This is a genomic window from Flavobacterium psychrotrophum (assembly GCF_003403075.1).
GTDB classification, from domain to species: domain Bacteria; phylum Bacteroidota; class Bacteroidia; order Flavobacteriales; family Flavobacteriaceae; genus Flavobacterium; species Flavobacterium psychrotrophum.
Window position 1 is genome coordinate 1,527,555 of the sequence record NZ_CP031557.1, and the last position, 18,741, is coordinate 1,546,295.

At 38.6% G+C, this 18,741-nt stretch carries 20 protein-coding genes and 1 pseudogene; 14 read left to right on the plus strand and 7 right to left on the minus strand.

Annotation, left to right across the window (positions count from 1 at the left end):
• Positions 1-20 precede the first annotated feature (20 nt).
• From DYH63_RS06625 to DYH63_RS06660, 7 genes and pseudogenes are all read left to right on the plus strand, one after another.
• Positions 21-680, plus strand: coding sequence for a TerD family protein (locus DYH63_RS06625; protein ID WP_116788059.1), 660 nt, complete (start codon positions 21-23; stop codon positions 678-680).
• Between the two features lie 11 nt (positions 681-691).
• Positions 692-1,105, plus strand: a complete 414-nt coding sequence (locus tag DYH63_RS06630) for a hypothetical protein (protein WP_116788060.1) — start codon at positions 692-694, stop codon at positions 1,103-1,105.
• A 9-nt stretch (positions 1,106-1,114) separates the two neighbouring features.
• Positions 1,115-1,750 carry a vWA domain-containing protein gene (locus DYH63_RS06635; protein WP_116788061.1) on the plus strand — a complete coding sequence of 212 codons (636 nt, stop codon included), beginning with the start codon at positions 1,115-1,117 and terminating at the stop codon, positions 1,748-1,750.
• 13 nt (positions 1,751-1,763) lie between these two features.
• A complete protein-coding gene (locus DYH63_RS06640; RefSeq protein ID WP_116788062.1) occupies positions 1,764-2,813 on the plus strand; it encodes a TerY-C metal binding domain-containing protein in 1,050 nt (349 codons plus the stop codon).
• Positions 2,814-2,959: 146 nt separating this feature from the next.
• Positions 2,960-4,212 (plus strand): annotated as a pseudogene (locus DYH63_RS21590) (PP2C family serine/threonine-protein phosphatase).
• A gap of 8 nt (positions 4,213-4,220) precedes the next feature.
• On the plus strand, positions 4,221-5,729 hold the full coding sequence (locus DYH63_RS06655; RefSeq protein ID WP_116788065.1) for a helix-hairpin-helix domain-containing protein: 1,509 nt from the start codon (positions 4,221-4,223) through the stop codon (positions 5,727-5,729).
• A gap of 30 nt (positions 5,730-5,759) precedes the next feature.
• Entirely contained in the window at positions 5,760-6,758 is a 999-nt protein-coding gene (locus DYH63_RS06660) for a TerC/Alx family metal homeostasis membrane protein (protein ID WP_116788066.1), read from the plus strand.
• 77 nt (positions 6,759-6,835) lie between these two features.
• Here DYH63_RS06660 and DYH63_RS06665 read toward each other — a convergent pair whose 3' ends face one another.
• The 4 genes from DYH63_RS06665 to pyrE form a co-directional block, all read right to left on the minus strand.
• Positions 6,836-7,546, minus strand: a complete 711-nt coding sequence (locus tag DYH63_RS06665) for a DUF4241 domain-containing protein (protein WP_116788067.1) — start codon at positions 7,544-7,546, stop codon at positions 6,836-6,838.
• 132 nt (positions 7,547-7,678) lie between these two features.
• Complete coding sequence (locus tag DYH63_RS06670; RefSeq protein ID WP_116788068.1) at positions 7,679-8,071, minus strand: SRPBCC family protein; 393 nt, start codon at positions 8,069-8,071, stop codon at positions 7,679-7,681.
• Between the two features lie 12 nt (positions 8,072-8,083).
• Positions 8,084-8,542 carry a hypothetical protein gene (locus tag DYH63_RS06675; protein ID WP_116788069.1) on the minus strand — a complete coding sequence of 153 codons (459 nt, stop codon included), beginning with the start codon at positions 8,540-8,542 and terminating at the stop codon, positions 8,084-8,086.
• Positions 8,543-8,623: 81 nt separating this feature from the next.
• Positions 8,624-9,265: an orotate phosphoribosyltransferase gene (gene pyrE / locus DYH63_RS06680; RefSeq protein ID WP_116788070.1), complete on the minus strand. Its 642-nt coding sequence runs from the start codon at positions 9,263-9,265 to the stop codon at positions 8,624-8,626.
• A gap of 7 nt (positions 9,266-9,272) precedes the next feature.
• Here pyrE and DYH63_RS06685 point away from each other — a divergent pair, with 7 nt between their 5' ends.
• Positions 9,273-9,884, plus strand: coding sequence for an NUDIX hydrolase (locus DYH63_RS06685; RefSeq protein ID WP_116790760.1), 612 nt, complete (start codon positions 9,273-9,275; stop codon positions 9,882-9,884).
• A 205-nt stretch (positions 9,885-10,089) separates the two neighbouring features.
• Here the strand turns inward: DYH63_RS06685 and DYH63_RS06690 are convergent, their stop codons facing one another.
• Positions 10,090-10,554, minus strand: coding sequence for a helix-turn-helix domain-containing protein (locus DYH63_RS06690; RefSeq protein WP_116788071.1), 465 nt, complete (start codon positions 10,552-10,554; stop codon positions 10,090-10,092).
• Between the two features lie 268 nt (positions 10,555-10,822).
• On the opposite strand from DYH63_RS06690, the gene DYH63_RS06695 reads away from it, so the two are divergent.
• From DYH63_RS06695 to DYH63_RS06720, 6 genes are all read left to right on the plus strand, one after another.
• Positions 10,823-11,983: a M14 family metallopeptidase gene (locus DYH63_RS06695; RefSeq protein ID WP_116788072.1), complete on the plus strand. Its 1,161-nt coding sequence runs from the start codon at positions 10,823-10,825 to the stop codon at positions 11,981-11,983.
• A gap of 79 nt (positions 11,984-12,062) precedes the next feature.
• The gene (locus DYH63_RS06700) at positions 12,063-12,542 is read left to right on the plus strand and encodes an Lrp/AsnC family transcriptional regulator (protein ID WP_026300077.1); all 480 of its coding nucleotides are present in this window, start codon (positions 12,063-12,065) and stop codon (positions 12,540-12,542) included.
• A 78-nt stretch (positions 12,543-12,620) separates the two neighbouring features.
• Positions 12,621-15,197, plus strand: a complete 2,577-nt coding sequence (locus DYH63_RS06705; protein WP_116788073.1) for a phosphoenolpyruvate carboxylase — start codon at positions 12,621-12,623, stop codon at positions 15,195-15,197.
• Positions 15,198-15,199: 2 nt separating this feature from the next.
• Entirely contained in the window at positions 15,200-15,718 is a 519-nt protein-coding gene (locus tag DYH63_RS06710; protein ID WP_116788074.1) for a DinB family protein, read from the plus strand.
• A 127-nt stretch (positions 15,719-15,845) separates the two neighbouring features.
• Positions 15,846-16,976: an N-acetyl-alpha-D-glucosaminyl L-malate synthase BshA gene (gene bshA / locus DYH63_RS06715; protein WP_116788075.1), complete on the plus strand. Its 1,131-nt coding sequence runs from the start codon at positions 15,846-15,848 to the stop codon at positions 16,974-16,976.
• Between the two features lie 67 nt (positions 16,977-17,043).
• Positions 17,044-17,475 (plus strand): protease complex subunit PrcB family protein, encoded by a 432-nt coding sequence (locus DYH63_RS06720; RefSeq protein WP_116788076.1) that lies wholly within the window; start codon positions 17,044-17,046, stop codon positions 17,473-17,475.
• A 56-nt stretch (positions 17,476-17,531) separates the two neighbouring features.
• On the opposite strand, the gene DYH63_RS06725 is transcribed toward DYH63_RS06720, so the two are convergent.
• Together DYH63_RS06725 and DYH63_RS06730 are read right to left on the minus strand one after the other, a co-directional pair.
• Positions 17,532-17,885 (minus strand): hypothetical protein, encoded by a 354-nt coding sequence (locus DYH63_RS06725; protein WP_116788077.1) that lies wholly within the window; start codon positions 17,883-17,885, stop codon positions 17,532-17,534.
• A 4-nt stretch (positions 17,886-17,889) separates the two neighbouring features.
• Positions 17,890-18,729, minus strand: a complete 840-nt coding sequence (locus DYH63_RS06730) for an endonuclease/exonuclease/phosphatase family protein (protein ID WP_116788078.1) — start codon at positions 18,727-18,729, stop codon at positions 17,890-17,892.
• Between the last annotated feature and the right edge of the window lie 12 nt (positions 18,730-18,741).

Genomic DNA, 18,741 nt, shown 5'->3' on the forward strand with positions numbered 1-18,741 from the left:
CCAACCAATAAACATAAATCATGGCAATTAACCTATCCAAGGGTCAGAAGATAGACCTTAAAAAATCTTCAGGCGAAACCCTTACTAATTTTTGTGTAGGTGTTAACTGGGGTGCTATAGAGTCAAAAGGCTTTTTAGGCCTTGGTAAAAAAGTGCAGAGCATTGACCTCGACCTAAGTTGCATTCTTATAGACGACCAGAATAACCTGTGCGATCACCTGTACTCACCACTTTATCGTGTAGAGATACTACAGCAGTTTGGTTTGCCAAAAGGTAAGCTACAAACTACCGATGGTGCTATGCGCCACACTGGCGACGACCTTCAGGGAGATACCGGTGGTGATGATGGTCTTGATAACGAAATTATTACAGTAGATCTTTCTAAATTGCGTCCTAATGTAACGCAGATATTTTTCTTCCTGAACAATGCAGGTAAAGAAGATTTCTCGCAAATACCATACTCAAAAATCCGTATGTATGAGGGTACTCCTACTTATGTAAAAGAGGTTTTTGCATCTTATAACGTTTCTGCCGAAGGGCAGTATGTGGGTAAGCAAAGTATCATCATGGGCAAGCTGTACAAACGAAATGGCGAATGGAAATTCAGTGCCATTGGCGACCCTACAGAAGATACATTCCTTGGACAAACCATTCACCGTATTGTAAAGTCTTACCTTTAATTTTATAGCTTATGCAAATCAAAAATATTGATGGGCTATCCGTATCCCAAATCAGGAGGATGGTAAATGAAGGCGGTAAATTCGTAATCTTTCCATATACGGTATCTATAGTAGTAATGACGTTTAAAAGATCATCTTCTATTTATTTTATACCGCCCGGTGAAAATACCATCAAGCATTCTTATAAGCATGTGCTTACTAATGGTGTACTGGGTTGGTGGGGTATCCCGTGGGGGCCTATTTACACTATAGGCAGTATGTATCACCATTTAAGCGGCGGTAAAGATGTAACATCTGATGTTATGACCCATCTTATACAGCATGACCCTGAGGCCAATACGTCTACTTATAATATTAATGGCGTAGTATCTTCAAATACGGCAGTACCTGCACAACAGCAGGATACTTATAACATACCCAGGTAATCTTAGCATATGAGAAGGCTACCTGTTTATTTTTTGCTGGACACGTCCGGCTCTATGTATGGCGAACCCATACAGGCGCTTAACAATGCCCTTAGCGGTATGGTTAATACGTTGCGCAGCGATCCGCAGGCGCTTGACTCGCTGTGGCTTAGTATCATTACGTTTGACCGTGAGGTTAAAGAACTGGTACCACTTACTGAGTTGGTGCAGTTTCGTTTGCCTGAAATTACCTGTCCGCAGAGTGGGCCTACCAATACCGGTGCCGCACTCGATTTTGTTATGGATAGGGTAAGTAAAGATGTAATTAAAGGATCTGATACGCAAAAAGGCGACTGGAAACCATTGCTGTTTCTTTTTACCGATGGCAAACCCAGCGACATACAGCTGTATCGCGAAAAAACAGCCGAAGTGCGTAAATTCGATTTTGGTGCTGTTGTAGGCTGTGCTGCCGGCCACCTTGCTAACGATGCCATGCTTAAGGAACTTACCGATAATGTGGTACACCTTGATTCGGCAGACAGCCAGACGCTTAAAGCCTTTTTTAAGTGGGTAAGCGAAACCATAGAGCAGGGTAACAAAAGCCAGGGAACAGGAGAAGCGCCTAAGTTGCCTCCGCCGCCAGATGAGATAACGGTAGTAATTTAATACAGGACCAACCATGAGAAGATTACCCATTTATTTTTTGATAGACATTTCTGAATCGATGGTAGGCGAACCCATACAACAGGTAGAGGAGGGGCTTGCCGCGATTATACAGGCGCTTAAGTCAGATCCTTACGCGCTCGAAACCGTTTGGATATCAATTATCGTATTTGCGGGTCAGCCAAAAACACTGGTGCCTTTGCAGGAAATCGTTACATTTTATCCGCCAAGATTTCCTATTGGGGGTGGTACTTCGCTTAGTAAAGGCTTGGGCCACCTGATGTATGAACTGCGTAAAAATATCGTAAAGACTACTTATGAGCAAAAAGGCGACTGGAAACCCATTGTGTTTTTGTTTACAGATGGTGTTCCTACAGATGATACCGCATCTGCTATAACAGAGTGGAAACAAAACTGGCAAAAATCGGCCAATATGGTAGCCATATCGTTTGGCGATGAGGCCTATACGTCATTATTGGGCCAACTAACCTATAATGTACTGCATTTTAAAAATACTAATGCACAGTCATATAAAGAGTTCTTTCGCTGGGTTTCAGATTCTATTAAAACCAGCAGCATAAGTGTAGACAGTAACGGTTCGGGCTTTGAACTTGCCAAAACCGACGATGACACCCTTTCAAAAATAGACCTTACAAAACCCGCAGATCGTAAACCAGCTTATGATGATAATTTTGTAGTACTGGCCGCTAAATGCCAAAACACAAAACGCCCTTACCTGATGAAGTATGCCCGTAACCTGGCATCAAACAACTTTGGCGGGGTAGATTTGTATACCAAATCTTATAGGCTTACCGGTGCTTTTCCGGTTGATAATTCTTATTTTGAACTGGCCGATGCTAAAATTGACACTAAGGTAAGCAGCGAAGAGCTTGTAGGTGCACCTACCTGTCCATGCTGTGGCAACCCTTATGGCCTTGCAGTATGCAGTTGTGGTAACATACACTGCATAGGCGAAGAAAAAGAAAGTACCTGCCCTTGGTGTGGTAATAGGGGAACTTACGGCATAGGCAGCGGTGGTTTTGATATTAACCGTGCACAAGGCTAATGGATGAAACAGAAAAATATCTCTACGCACTACTGCAACAGCAGGGTATAAGCAGCCATGAACGCTTAAGGGAGTTGTTTAATGAATTTGTTAGCAGAGAAGAAAATATAAATTACGTAAAAAGCATAAAACTGCTACAGGAAAAAATGACAAAAAACTGGCAGATTTTTGCGCGCGGCGAAGATATAAAAACACTTCAGGTGGCACTTCCTAACGGCAACCAGGGCAAAGCGTATAAAGCAGTTTTTGATTTTGAAGCTTTTGGTTTAGCTGACATTACCCGTTATGAACTTACTGGTTTTGAAGGTACAGGCCTTGCATATGACCCTGAAAACAAAATAATTGAGGGTTTACCGGCAAACAGCGGCGACATTGTTTTAAATTTTAGCTATAACTTTGAGGGTGAGCCTGAAGATGCTGAATTCAACCAAAAAAAAGTTACCATCATCATCAATCCGGATCCTAAGTCGCTCTGGAGAGATATTCCCAGTGATCCTGATGGGCAGTTTGCCGTACCGGACAGGTTAAGCGAAACCGTTTCTTTTTTAGGAAAAACACTTGTGGTAGCTTCTACCCGTGGGCGTTCGCACGCTATTAAAGGTTCTTATAGAGATGATAGTTATGCCTATGCCGAATTACTTTCCGGATGGGGTGTAATTGCAATTTCAGATGGTGCGGGTTCAGCAAAATTTTCCCGTAAGGGGCAGAAATTGCCTGCAAATCTGTTATAGATTATCTAGAGAGAAATTTTACTAAAGAAAATGCAGCATTGCTTGATGAAGCTATCAGTATATATTCAGTTGATGCTTCGGTAAAAGACAGGCTTGAGGATATAGCATTTCCATATCTTTCGGAGGCAGCCAAAAATGCACATACTACTATTGAGGCCTTTGCTCATACAAATGATGCTGCTATCGGCGATTTTCATGCCACGCTTTCTTTTGCGTTAGTCAAAAAATACGAGACGGGTTATGCCTTTTTAAGTTTTGGTGTAGGCGATTGCCCTATTGTTTTAGTAGCTAAAGATTTTAGTGAAGTGATACCGCTTAATATACTTGATTCAGGAGATTTTGGAGGAGGAACACGCTTTGTAACGATGCCGGAAATTTTTAAAAAAGAAGACTACGACAGCCGTTTTAGATTTGAATTCGTAAACGGTTTCCCATATGTTGTATTGATGACTGATGGCATTTATGACCCTAAGTTTGAGGTGGAGGCTAATTTAGCAAAAGCCGAGAAATGGCAACATTTTTTTAAAAATCTTCAGGGAAATAATGATGAGGATGTAACTATTTCCTTTGATGTACGTACAAGTACTATAGATACATCACTTTTAAAGTGGATGGATTTCTGGAGCCCGGGTAACCATGACGACCGCACCCTGGCAATCTTGTTTTAAAATTTAGTATGAATATTACAACCGTACGGTCTGTTAACGACCCTGATAAAACCTACCAGTTTAATGACAACGGCGCCCCAATGCGCGGCGGGGTAAAAGACGTATACTTTAGCCCGGACCGTAGTTATGTGGTAGCGCTTTTTAGGGAGCGGCTGGACGACAACCAAAAGGAACGCCTTAAGCGTATTACCACCCAGTATCTTACCCAGATAAAAAATAAAGATGCCGCAGAATATTTTTTAGAGGAAGTATTCCGTTGGCCTACAGATGTTGTAGAACATAAGGGGCTTACCGGCATTATTGTGCCCACTTATAAGCAGAAGTTCTTTTTTAAGCAAGGGCAGGAAACTGCTAACCTGATTAAAGGAAAAGAAAAGAATGGTAAATGGTTTGCAGCTGCAAAGTTCAGGAACGAGCAGTTTCCGCTACGGCTTGCCAAGGCAGAACTGGGTAACTGGCTGAGCTATTTTCAGATATGCTTAAACATAGTACGGGGCATCAAGAAGATGCACGCCATGGGCCTGGCACACTCTGACCTTTCATACAACAATATTCTTATTGACCCCATTGAGAAATCGGCTTGTATGATCGACCTCGATGGGCTTGTGGTACCAGGGCTGTTTCCGGCGGAGGTAATAGGTACGGCTGAGTTTATAGCGCCAGAGGTTTTGGCTACAAGGCACCTGGATAAGGCTGACCCTAAACGTATTTTACCAAGCCGTTATACTGACCTGCACGCGCTGCCCGTGCTCATTTATATGTTTTTGCTACACCGCCACCCGTTAAAAGGGAGCAAAGTGCATGACCTTGATGCCGAAAAAGATGACCTACTTTCTATGGGAGAAAAGGCATTGTTTATAGAACACCCTACAGACCATAGTAACCGCCCTAAAATAAGCCGTTTCTCTAAATGGGAAATGCCCTGGAGCGATATTGATAAATTGCCTTACAGTATTACAGGGCCCTACCTTGCTGAAATGTTTGATCGGGCTTTTATTACCGGGCTACACAACCCACAGGAACGTCCACCGGCCGAGAGCTGGGAACAGGCAATTTTAAAAACAGTCGACTTAATGCAGCAATGCGCTAATACTGCCTGCAGCCAGGGATGGTATGTGTTTGACAATTCGGTGGCTCCAAAATGCCCTTTTTGCGGAACAAAACACCAGGGAACGCTGCCAATGCTCGATTTTTATTACGAATTTAGCCCCGGTGTATGGAAGCCCGATAACCAAAGGCTGATGGTGTATAATAATCAGTACCTCTTTAACTGGCATGTAAACCGAAATGTGGTACGTAATGAAAAAACAGATCCACGCGATAAGATACCTGTAGGCTATTTTACTTTTTTTGAAGGGAAGTGGATGCTGGTAAATCAAAAGCTGGATAGCATGAAAGATATTACCGAGGGTAAAGATGTGCCTGTAAACAGCATGACAGAACTTACACAGGGTAAAAAGCTGCTTCTTTCTGGCAAAGAAGGAGGGAGGCTTGTACTTATAACAATTACAAATTAAAATAACTAAATCAAATAAAATAACTAATAAATGGACAGCTTAATTAATCATCCGGGCATTATTGCCGTTTTTTCCGTCGTTGTACTAATCATGCTTCTCCTTGACCTGGGAGTATTTAACAAAAACAGCCATGCAGTAACAAATAAAGAAGCCATAACATGGTCGCTGGTCTGGATTACGCTTTCTATGGGCTTTAGTGGTGTAATATACTATTACATGGGGGTAGAAAAGTTCTCCCAGTTTCAGAGTGCTTATTGGATAGAGAAGGCTTTATCTGTAGATAACTTATTTGTATTCATATTAGTATTTAGCTTTTTTAATGTACAAAAAGAAAATCAGCACAAAGTACTTTTTTGGGGTATCATTGGGGCATTAGTGCTCAGGGCAATATTTATTTTTAGCGGTGTAGCTCTTATTAACGTTACATATCTGCCTGAATTTGAGCTTTGGGGCTATAATATGAGGGTAAATATCTTACTTACAATATTTGGACTTTTCCTTGTATATGCCGGTATAAAATCTGCTTTTGCAGAAGACGATGATGATGAAGAGAAAGACTTTAATAAGAGCCCGGGTGCACGTATTGTAACTAAATTTTTTAAAGTAAGTAAAAACTATGATAAGGATAACTTCTTTACTATAGAAAATGGCAAAAAACTCGCTACACCATTACTTGTAGTTGTAGGTGTTATCGAATTTACCGACCTTTTATTTGCGGTAGACTCTATTCCTGCAATTTTTGCCATAGCACCGGATGACCCTTTTATTCTGTACACGTCTAACATTTTTGCCATATTAGGCTTAAGAGCACTTTACTTCTTATTAGCTAACTTTATACACCTGTTTAGTAAATTAAAATATGGGCTTGCTATCATCCTTTCATTTATTGGTGTTAAGATGGTTATATCGCCTATATATCATATCGAATCGATGCATTCGCTTATGGTAGTGGCTGGCGTACTAGTACTTTCTGTATTAGCATCAGTATTATTTCCTGAAAAGGAAGAAGTTAAAGAAACAGAAGTTTAGTCTTCATCTAAATAGTAAATACAAAACAGGCCGCCCAATTTGGGAGGCCTGTTGTATTTTATAGCTATGGGTAATAGTTATTCTTCTTCGCCCTCTTCGTCATCATCTTCATCTGCTTCAAATTCATCAAGCAGAAAATCAACTACAAGCTCTATGGTATCTCCATTTTCATTTAACCCAAAGTAAGCCGGGAAATAGCCATCTCCCCATCCTGATGCAAACATAACAATGTTGTTATCACTTTCAGGATTTGGTTTATGGTCGTTCCAGTCGCCAAGCTCACGTGAGAATGTGTTTTTACCGGAATACTCCCTGAACTCTTCAGATAGCACACTGTCGTAATAATTATATTCAGGATTAGCCTCTTGAAGCACGTCCAGTTTTTCATTAAACTCTTCGCTGGTTTCTTCATCCATAAAACATGCCAGGCCAGATTCTACAGCAAAACCATAAAATTCGCCTTCTTCGAGTTCTCCAAGCTCCTCCGTAGTGATATCTTCGGTAAGGGCAAGTATCCACTTCGTAGCATCTTCCGGCCTGAATTTTATTTTGGCGTAAGCAATACGGTGGTGTAATTTATCTATTTCAGACACATAAATGTACACAGGGTACTTATCGGGTTCTACAGAGCGTGCAAAAGCAGCCTGTTCAGCCGAAAAAAAAGGGTCTGAAGCTACGATACGTCCTGTTGGCAGGTTAACATCGCCTATATGTATTTCAACAAGTTCGCGTTCGCCCATTTCTCCGGAAAGGTCAAACGGAAGCTCAAAGTCACTAACGTTTTTCATTGGTTTTAATTTTGGATTTTAAATTTAAGGAATTAACGTTTAAAAAGCTCTAGTTTATAAAATCTTTAACCCAAAAAAACAGCCTTTCAACAATTGTTGAAAGGCTGTTTTATATTTTTGTATATGATTAGCTTATAACTTGTTCATGTTGTTAGCAAGAGTTTCTATAAATTTAGTTATAGGTCCTTTTATCATCATGGCCATCATAGCGTTAAACTCGCCGTCAAAGTTAAGTACTACAGTACTGCTGTTTTCATCAATTGCGGTAATATTTCCGGTAAGGGTAAAAGGTATCTTATCGCTTGCAGCACCTAAAATTACTTTATTAGGCGCCTGCCTTTCTTTAAGTTTCAGCTTAATTTCGGGCATTCCCTTAAGGGCAAATATAAACGACTCATCGCCGGTAACCTCAAATTTTGCAATATTTTCCGGCATTAGCTTTTCAAAATTTTTAACATCGCTAAGTGCGTCAAAAATATACTGTGCCGGTTTTTGTACGGTAACCTTCGGGCTTTCTAAATTCATGCTGTTGTTTAATTATTTCTTTTTACCAAAAAGCTTATCAACTTGTTTTTTTGATAGTGCAGCCGTTAAGCCAGTTACATCAGTATTCTTCAATGTAATATACATATTCAGGTTTACTATACCTAATGCTTTAGTATAGTCTAAAGTAATTATATAGTTTGGTAATGATAACACTACATCTTCCTTAGGAGTATTTTCAAAGCCATCAATTATTGTTTTATATAGATCTTCAAATGTATTATCAACATCATCAAATGAAAATTCCTTGTAAGCCTCAATACTAGTCAATTTCATATCTCTATACTCAAAGGTATATGTATTGCCTGTTTTAGTACATTCGATACTTTTTGGCGTCCCTAATGCTCCTCCAACTTTGCCAATTGGCTCTGCCTTTACAACATCAACTTTTTTAAGCTGTGCAAATGATACCGATGATACAAGCAGTACTACAAATAATGTGAATTTTTTCATTGTGTTTATTAAATTGATTGGTTATTAATTTGGTGCAAGATATATAAAATCTTATAAATAAGAAAATAATCTTAATATTTTTTACTGTCCCCAGGTATCAGGTGTAATACGCCATTCTTTAAGGGTTTCATGTTCAGCTTCAGTAATATATTGTTTAGCTGTGGCAAGTTCTAATAGCGTATCGTAATTACCAAGTGTATGCAGGTTTACATTTGCAGCTTTAAAATTTTCTACAGAAATATCAAATCCATATGTAAAAATAGCAACCATACCCTTTACATTAACGCCTGCCTCGCGTAGTGCCTCTACAGCAAGCAGGCTGCTTTTGCCAGTACTTATAAGGTCTTCGACAACTACTACGTTCTGACCTTTTTGTATAAAGCCTTCTACCTGGTTTTGACGGCCGTGTTTTTTAGGTTCCGGGCGTACATATACAAAGGGTAGCCCCATGTACTCTGCAACCAGCATACCTATACCTATAGCGCCAGTTGCTACACCGGCTATTACATCGGGCTTGCCATATTCTTTCTCAATATATTTAGCAAATTCCTCACGAATGTAGTTCCTAATTGGTGGAAATGAAAGAGTTATCCTGTTATCGCAGTAAATGGGAGATTTCCATCCGGAAGCCCATGTAAAAGGATTTGAAGGATTTAATTTAATTGCGTTTATTTGCAGCAGCAACTCGGCTGTTTTTTTAGCTGTGTCTGTGTTAAAAATCATATTGCAAATGTATAAAGTTTTTGTAAACGATAAGCCTCTTTTTTTAACTTCTGTAGTAGAGAAAGAAACCGACTTTCAGCTGTTCCTGCTTGAAAGCATTGACATTGAGCAGCTTATTGCAAAGATGTTTAGTGGCCGTATAGAAAAGGCTTTTTTATATTACCCTGATGAAAAGCAGGGACTTAAGCTCTTGAAAGAAAAAATACCTGTAGCTAAAGCGGGCGGAGGTCTTGTGTATAATAAAAAGGGCGAAATACTTTTTATATTTCGAAACGGTAAGTGGGATCTGCCTAAGGGGGGTATTGAGAAAAATGAGGATATTGAAGATACTGCTGTGCGTGAAGTAGAGGAGGAGACAGGGGTTAAAGGACTAAAAATTACGGGCAAGCTCCAAAAAACATATCACATTTTTAAGAGAAACGGAAACTATAAGCTTAAAATTACCAGCTGGTACGAAATGACCACTAAGTATGACGGTATCCTTACCGGACAGATTGAAGAAGGTATAGAAAAGGTTGCATGGTTAAAGCCGGCAGAAATTACTGAGGCGCTTAAAAATTCTTACGAAAATATAAAACTGCTGTTTGAAGAAGACAGTATTAAACAAACACTATTATGATGTTGCTATATGTTTTAAGAACAGTTTAACTAATCGTTTACTGTTTTTAACAACAAGAGGTAGTAATTTTATAATAGCAAAAATATCTGGCCAATAAAATATATACTGTTACAGAATATACTTTTAGAAGGGTTTAAAGATAATTTGTGTTTGTTTTATTGGTTAATGGCCCCGGCCCTGTTTTTTAGAAAACAGCCGGGGTTTTTTATTGTCCCGGACTGTAGTTTTTAAAAGTACCGTCTTTATAAAATACTACTATTCTTTCAATGCTTCCACCATCATTTATTTTGTTGTCAGATAATGAGGATATTTCCGGTGCTTTTTCTTGGCTTGTAAAATCTGAGGTTGAAAAAAGATCATTTCCTTGAGCAGCTAAATTATCTTCTGGCGCTTTTTTTACAGCTGGGGCAGGTATAGGTATTACGGGTGTATGTAAATTTTCTTTGGCAGGAAAACTCCCTGTGCCATTTAATAACCAATACAAATTTACTTCGGGGTAGGTGTCTGAAATTTTCATTACCAAATCCAGGCTGGGTTTATTTCTACCAGACATAAGGTGTGATAAACCGGAGCGTTGTACGCCCAATGCATCGGCAAATGCAGAAGCAGAGAGGGAATAGTATTCCAGTATTGCCTCTATGCGTTTAATAAAGCTATCTATGTTTATCATTGTAAACAAATATTTGTTTTACAAATGTAAACAAATTTTAATTGTAAACAAAACAATTCATAATTAGGTTAGTCTATTTAATTAATAACTTTAATAATAAATGTTTAATTCGTTGAAATGTAATGTATTAAACCGTTAGTTTTAATTTCTCATAATGTTATTGGATTACGCAAACACCTTTTGTTTACAAATGTAACTAATTCATTAAATCGAGTTGTTTACAAATGTAAAAAAGGCATTGTTTACTTTTGTAATCAAATAAACACACATGGATTTAGAGTATATATATACATCAGTTAGGGAGTCTTTGTTATATGGGCGATACGTTACAAACGAACATATAGAACCATTACTTACTAAACATTCGGCTGCATTTAAAACAACTATTATAGGAGAATCTGTGCAACAGAAACCTATTTATAGTATAGAGGCTGGTACCGGAAATACAAGAATTTTTATATGGTCTCAGATGCATGGTAATGAATCTACCACTACCAAGGCTATATTTGATTTCCTGAATTTTGTTTCCTCTACAGATATCCTTGCTAAAAGCTTTCTTGATCGTTTTACTTTTTACATTATCCCTATTCTCAATCCTGACGGGGCAGAACTTTATACCCGCGAAAATGCTAATAAAGTTGACCTTAACCGCGATTCGGTAAACCTTACACAACCTGAAAGTCAATTGTTGCGAAAGGTCTTTGAAGATTTTAAACCTGATTACTGCTATAATATGCACGATCAGCGCACAATATTTGGTTTAGGGGAGGATAATCCCAAGCCTGCTACGGTATCTTTTTTAGCGCCATCATATAATGATGAACGGGAAGTAAATGAATGCCGTCAAAAGGCAATAAACGTTATTGCGGCCATGAATGATACTCTGCAAGCATATATACCCAATCAGGTGGGGCGTTTTGACGATTCTTTTAATATAAACTGTATTGGAGATATGTTCCAGTCGCTTGGAGTGCCCACTATATTATTTGAGGCGGGACATTATGAGGGAGACTATGAACGTGAAATAACACGTAAATTTATATTTTTTGCATTATTTTCAGGATTTAAAGCAATTAACGAAAACGTTATAGCTGTTAACAAAAAGGATGATTATTTCAATATTCCTCAAAATAAGATTATATTTTATGATTTCATCTACAAAAAAGTTAAAATAAATTATGAAAATAAAGAAAAAATCACGAATTTTGCATCACAATATAAGGAAGTTGTATTTGACAAATCTGTAATTTTTCAAGCATTTATCAGAGAAATAGGCAATCTTGATGGTTTTTATGCTCACGCAGAGATTGACTGCAATGAAGGTGTTTTTGAAGATTTAAAGGGTAATAATATACCGGTTGTTGATGAAAAAGCTGATTTTTTTATAGGAAAAAGCAGGAAATTTGTTAACGGAAAGGAGATTTTTTAAGAATTCTTCCTTATAAATGTAAATAGTTTGAACATATATCGACCTTAGACCAGATACATAAACTTAAAAACACACATTTATGAGCAAATTTCGTTTAGATGAAGTTGATCACCAGATACTTGATATGCTGATAGACAACACCAGGGTACCATTTACTGATATTGCAAAAAAATTGCTTATTTCTGCCGGTACCGTTCACGTAAGGGTAAAAAAGATGGAAGATGCAGGCATTATCATGGGCTCATCCCTTACATTAGATTATGAAAAATTAGGTTACTCTTTTATTGCTTACGTAGGTGTATTTCTTCACAATACTTCGCAAACTAAATTTGTATTAGAGCGAATCAACGAAATACCATTTGTAACTGTAGCTCATGTAACTACAGGTAAGTTCAACATCTTTTGCAAAATAAGGGCAAAAGATACTAAACATGCTAAAGAGGTTATCTTTATGATTGATGACATTGAAGGCGTTTACAGGACAGAAACAATGATATCTCTTGAAGAGAGCATAAACGACAAGAAAAGGCTGATGCACACCATCTTCAAAGACTTGTAAGAATTTTATAGAAAGATTAAGACCCTCATGTTTTTTACATGGGGGTTTTTTTATTAATTTCATCAAAAAATATTCCCCATGTACCCAGCTACAAGAACAGAACGCTTTTACGAGAATGTGCAGTTAAAATACCAGTTGTTTAACAGCATCTTTATAACATTGCCTTTTAGGGCTATAGATAACACAGGGGCATTGTTGCCGCTGTTTTCTGAACTTTGTGATGAAGGATTTAAACACGGTAAGAGCCCCGAAGAGATATTTAATGAGTTTTCTGATAAATACCTGCAGGAGTTTGATGAGGAAAAGAAAATAGGGCTGATGTTCCGTTTTATCCAATATGTAGAACGCCAGGTAGTGTTGTTTGATGCTATTGAAGATGCTGCATTTTCTACATTGCACAACCTTGAGGGAAGTGGTACCCTGCGTGAAGCCCGTGAAAAAGCAGAGACACACGGCAGTATGCCGGAGTTGCGGGAGTTTTTAGAAGACTTTAGCATTCGCCCGGTACTTACTGCGCACCCTACACAGTTTTATCCGGGATCTGTACTTGGTATTATTACAGATCTTACTGATGCTATCAAGAAAAATAACCTTACAGAGATACAAACGCTGCTGGCTCAGCTTGGTAAAACACCATTTATCAAAAAAGAAAAGCCTACTCCGTTTGATGAGGCAGTAAGTTTACTGTGGTATTTAGAAAACGTGTTTTATAAGGCCGCAGGAGATATTTCGACCTATATTCAGGATGCCGTATATCAAGGTGAGCTATTGTCAGATCCTGTAATGTCTTTTGGCTTTTGGCCGGGTGGTGACCGCGATGGTAATCCATTTGTAACTACAGAAATTACGCTTAATGTTGCCGACAGGCTGCGTACTACCATACTTAAATGCTATTATAATGATATTAGAAACCTTAAGAGGCATCTAACCTTTAATAGTGTGCATGATATGGTAGGCTTGCTGGAAGATAAGCTGTATCGCTCTGTATTCTATTCTAAAGGCGATATATTTATTACTAAAGAAGAATTAAAAGAAGCGTTACTGGAAATCAGGGCTATTATTATAGAAAAACACCAGTCGTTATACCTGGATGAAGTTGATAATCTTATTAATAAACTAAACCTTTTTGGTTTCCATTTTGCAACACTGGATATTCGCCAGAACAGTAAGATACATAATGCAGTTTTTGCTGATATCATAAAGTATTTGCAGGAGCACCATGAGTTTGATGCAGATTACAATGACCTTGATGAAATAGGTAAGATAAAGGCATTGGGGACAATTAAAACTACAATTTCTCCTGAGCTTTTTGATGATGAGGATACCCGTAAAACACTGGAGTCGATACTGGCTATTAAAATCATTCAGGAGCGTAATGGTGAAAAGGGCAGCAACCGTTACATTATAAGCAACAACGAGAGCGCGCTTAATGTATTAGAACTTCTTACCATGTTTTCACTATTGGGTTATAAAAACCCGCAGGTAGATATTATGCCGCTTTTTGAAACGGTAGACGACCTTGAAGATGCCGGCCATGTAATGCAGTTGTTATACGAAAACGACCGCTATGCTGCCCATCTTAAAAATCGTGGTAATAAGCAAAGTATTATGCTGGGCTTTAGCGATGGTACTAAAGATGGTGGTTACCTGATGGCTAACTGGGGTATTTTTAAAGCCAAAGAAAGCCTTACGCAAATGGCTAGGAGTCATGATGTTAAAGTAGTGTTTTTTGATGGTCGTGGTGGGCCACCGGCACGTGGAGGCGGTAAAACACACAAATTCTACGCATCATTAGGTAATACTATCGAGAATAAAGAGATACAAATAACCATACAGGGGCAAACCATAAGCTCAAATTTTGGTACGCTTGATAGCTGCCGCTTTAACCTGGAGAATCTTTTGAGTGCCGGTATTACAAACGGTGTATTTAAAAAAGACGATAAAGAGTTTACCCAGGATCAGAAAGCGATGCTTGACGAACTTGCAAAACTTGGTTATGAAAAATATATGGCTTTTAAAGGGCATCCTAAGTTTTTGCCGTACCTGGATCAAATGAGTACGCTAAACTATTATGCTAAAACAAACATAGGTAGCAGGCCAAGTAAGCGGAATAGTGGTACTGAGCTTGATTTTAGCGCACTTAGGGCTATACCGTTTGTAGGATCGTGGAGCCAGTTGAAACAGAATGTACCCGGATTTTTTGGCGTAGGTCACGCTTTAGGACAGTTTGAAAAAGAGGGCAGGTGGGAAGAGGTACAAAGCTTGTATCATGAGTCGCTGTTTTTTCGTACGTTGTTAGAAAATAGTATGATGTCACTTAGTAAGTCATTTTTTCCGCTTACGGCATATATGAAAAATGACTCTGAATTTGGTGAGTTCTGGACCATTATTCACGAAGAGTATAAAGAAACAAGGCGTTTACTACTTAAACTTTCAGGGTATAAAGAGTTGATGGAAAACTATCCTGATGGATGGGCTTCTATAAAAGTACGCGAAAATATAGTACTTCCTTTATTAACAATTCAGCAATACGCACTTACAAAAATAAGGCAGATAAAAAGTGGAAAAGGAGACGAAGGGATGCTGGAAACCTATGAAAAAATAGTAACCCGTTCGCTGTTTGGCAACATTAACGCAAGCCGCAATTCAGCTTAAATATGAAGATAACCGATATTAAAGAAGGTGAATATGCACCTTACCAAATAAACTATTTAAACCTTGTAAGCGATGAGTGGACGCTTATAGAAGAACTTGAGGTTAGCCTTGCTAACTTTATTCATTTTGTAAGAGATATCCCGATGGATAAATATGAATACCGCTATGCCGAAGGTAAGTGGGATATTAAAGATATTATTCAGCATGTTATAGATACTGAGCGTATTTTTGCTTACAGGGCGCTTCGCATTGCCCGGGGAGATAAAACGCCTCTTCCTGGTTTTGAAGAGAATGATTACGCGATTTCGGCAAATGCAGGAAGAAGGCATTTACAGGAATTGCTTACAGAATTATCATTGGTAAGGCAGTCGTCTATATTTTTATTTAAGTCGCTTACACAGGATGATCTTTTAAAGACAGGAACGGCAAGTGGTTACACAGTTTCAGTAAGGGCTTTGGGCTTTATCCTTATAGGGCATCAAAATCACCATGTCAAAATTTTTAAAGAAAGATATTTGTAGTTATGCGGTGCAATTAAGATTGCTTATTTCACTTAAAAAGCACTGACCAAAACATATAAAGTTCATACTCTAAAAACGGCTTATGCCGTTTTTTTTCGTTAATTTCGTTACTTTATTCAAATTCATTATGAAAATCGCAATAGTATGTTATCCCACCTTTGGCGGAAGCGGTGTTGTGGCTACAGAACTTGGCCTTGAACTCGCACGCCGTGGGCACGAAATACACTTTATAACCTACAGGCAGCCTGTTCGCCTGGCACTTTTAAACCCAAATATTCATTATCACGAAGTACACGTACCGGAATATCCGCTGTTTCATTATCAACCATACGAACTGGCACTGAGTAGTAAACTGGTAGATATGGTAAAGTTGCACGGCATTGAGCTGCTGCATGTGCATTATGCCATACCGCATGCTTATGCCGGTTATATGGCTAAGAAAATGCTGAAAGAGCAGGGTATACGCATACCTATGGTTACTACGCTGCACGGAACAGATATTACCCTTGTGGGTAACCACCCGTTCTATAAGCCGGCTGTTAGCTTTAGTATAAACCACAGCGATGTAGTAACATCTGTATCTCAGGATTTAAAAGACGATACCTACAGGCTTTTTGACATTAAAAGGGAGATTTATGTTATTCCTAACTTTATAGAGGTTAAAAAGTCGAAAGTAGAGGCGCCATGCCAACGTTCTGCAATAGCAGGAGAAACCCAAAAGATCATTACGCACATTAGTAACTTCAGGGAGGTGAAGCGCATTCCGGATGTTGTAAAGATATTTAATGAAATACAGAAAAAAATACCGGCTAAGCTAATGATGGTGGGAGATGGCCCGGAGCGTGAACCCGCAGAAAAACTAGTTGAAGAACTAGGGATTACAGATAAGGTTGTGTTCTTTGGTAATAGTCATGAAATTAACGAAATACTTTGCCTGAGCGATTTATTTTTGCTGCCATCTCAAACCGAAAGTTTTGGACTTGCTGCGCTTGAAGCTATGGCTGTAGGTGTTCCTGTTATTTCTACCAATTCAGGTGGGCTGCCGGAAGTTAACCGAGATGGATTTAGTGGTTACCTGGGTAATGTAGGCGACATAGATTATATGGCAGAAAAGGCGGTATCTATACTATCTGACGAACATAAGCTTGCTGCTTTTAAGCAAAATGCGCTTGATGTAGCTAAAGAATTTGATATACAAAAGATTATGCCAATGTACGAAAATATTTACCGCAGGGCGCTAAAACAGCAATTTGTATAGCCTCAGGAAAATACTACAATACTGGCATGACTTTTGGGTTGGTATTAGAAATCAAAACCGAATAATTATGAAACGATTGTTACAATTGGGCCTTATGGCTGTACTGCTCTCATCATGCAGTATTAATGTGTTAAACAACATGAATGCCAGTGTAGGAACAACTTTTGAAGTACTTAAGCAGGAAGTTTACGGCGGGTGGGATGATGAATCTAATCTTATTATCTCAAAACAATCTGAACTGGATAAGCTTTATAAAGAACTGAACCAGGGTGATGCACCTAAAATTAACTTTGAAACAAATAAAGTTGTGGCGCTTTTTATGGGGCAAAAAAGGACAGGAGGTTACAGTATAAGTGTAAGGAAGATTACTGTAAATGGTAACACCACAACTGTGTCTGTAAAACGCTCTACTCCTGAGGGCAATATGGTTACTATGGCGCTTACGGCACCATATTGTATTGCCATCATACCTAATACAGAGAAAGTAGTTGTAGAATAGTACAATCGTCATTTATAAAATCAAAACCCTGCCACTGGCAGGGTTTTGATTTTAAACTATATTTTTTCAAGGTTGTTGTGCCAGTTTTTATGATGTTCAAAATTACCATCGCGTAAAAACAGAAATGCGTGATCTAAAAGGGTTTCAAAATCGCTATTGGTGAAATCCCTGAATTTTTCAGCGCGCCTTCCTCCACCTTCAAAATATATAAATGTTACATCGCCGTTTGAACTGATTTCAACAGTTGCGGGGATGTTTCCAAAGTTCATCCACACGGTTAGTCCGTTTCCGCTGGTATTATACTGGTAGGCAAAATCTATACCCTCCTTATCACAGCGGGTTGCCAGTTCTGCCGCATATTTGTCAAAACCTTTTTCGTTGATAAGGCTTTGTAATGTTTCGTTATTCATGATTTTATTTTTCAATATTAATATCGGCAAGTACAGCCAGGTGGTCACTTAGATAATGTTTATTATTGCTATCGCTTAATACCGCATATTTAGTAACGGTTACTCCCTTTTTAGGTACAAATATATAATCCAGTCGTTCTGTAACGGGTTTGTCAAATTCAAAGGCATTCCATGTTCCTGAAGGGCCGTGCTTAAGCTTTGATACCTGTTTGCTATCATCAAGTTCTGTCAAGATATGTTTAATGCTCTCATTATCATCTGTCAGGTTAAAATCTCCTGTAAGTACAAATGGTAACTTTTGTTTGTTTACTGCCTTAATTTTTTCAAGTATCATTTTAGCGCTTTCCATCCGGGCTACATTGCCTACATGATCAAAATGCGTATTGAAAACCCAAAACTTCTGCTTTGTTTTTATATTTTCAAAAAGTCCATAGGTGCATACGCGATTGTAGGCAGCATCCCAGCCTTTTGATGGTTTATCTGGTGTTGGTGAAAGCCAAAATGTATGATTCTCCAGAACCTTGAATTTAATTTTGTTATAAAAAATGGCGCTATGCTCGCCCTGGCTTTTGCCGTCATCACGGCCTACGCCAATGTAATCATAAGCGGTAAGCGTGCTGTCTAGATATGTCATTTGCTGTGGTAATGCTTCCTGCACACCCATAAAATCGGGTTCATAAAAAAGCACCTGGTTTGCCAGTAATGTTTTGCGTGCATCCCAGCGGTTATCGCCATCACTGGCAGCATCAAGCCGAAGGTTATAGGTCATTACCCGTGTAGCCTGCGCCTGTGTTTTAGTAAATATTGTTAAAATGCAAAGGCTTAAAAATAAGTTTCTTATCATGGTTAATGTTTT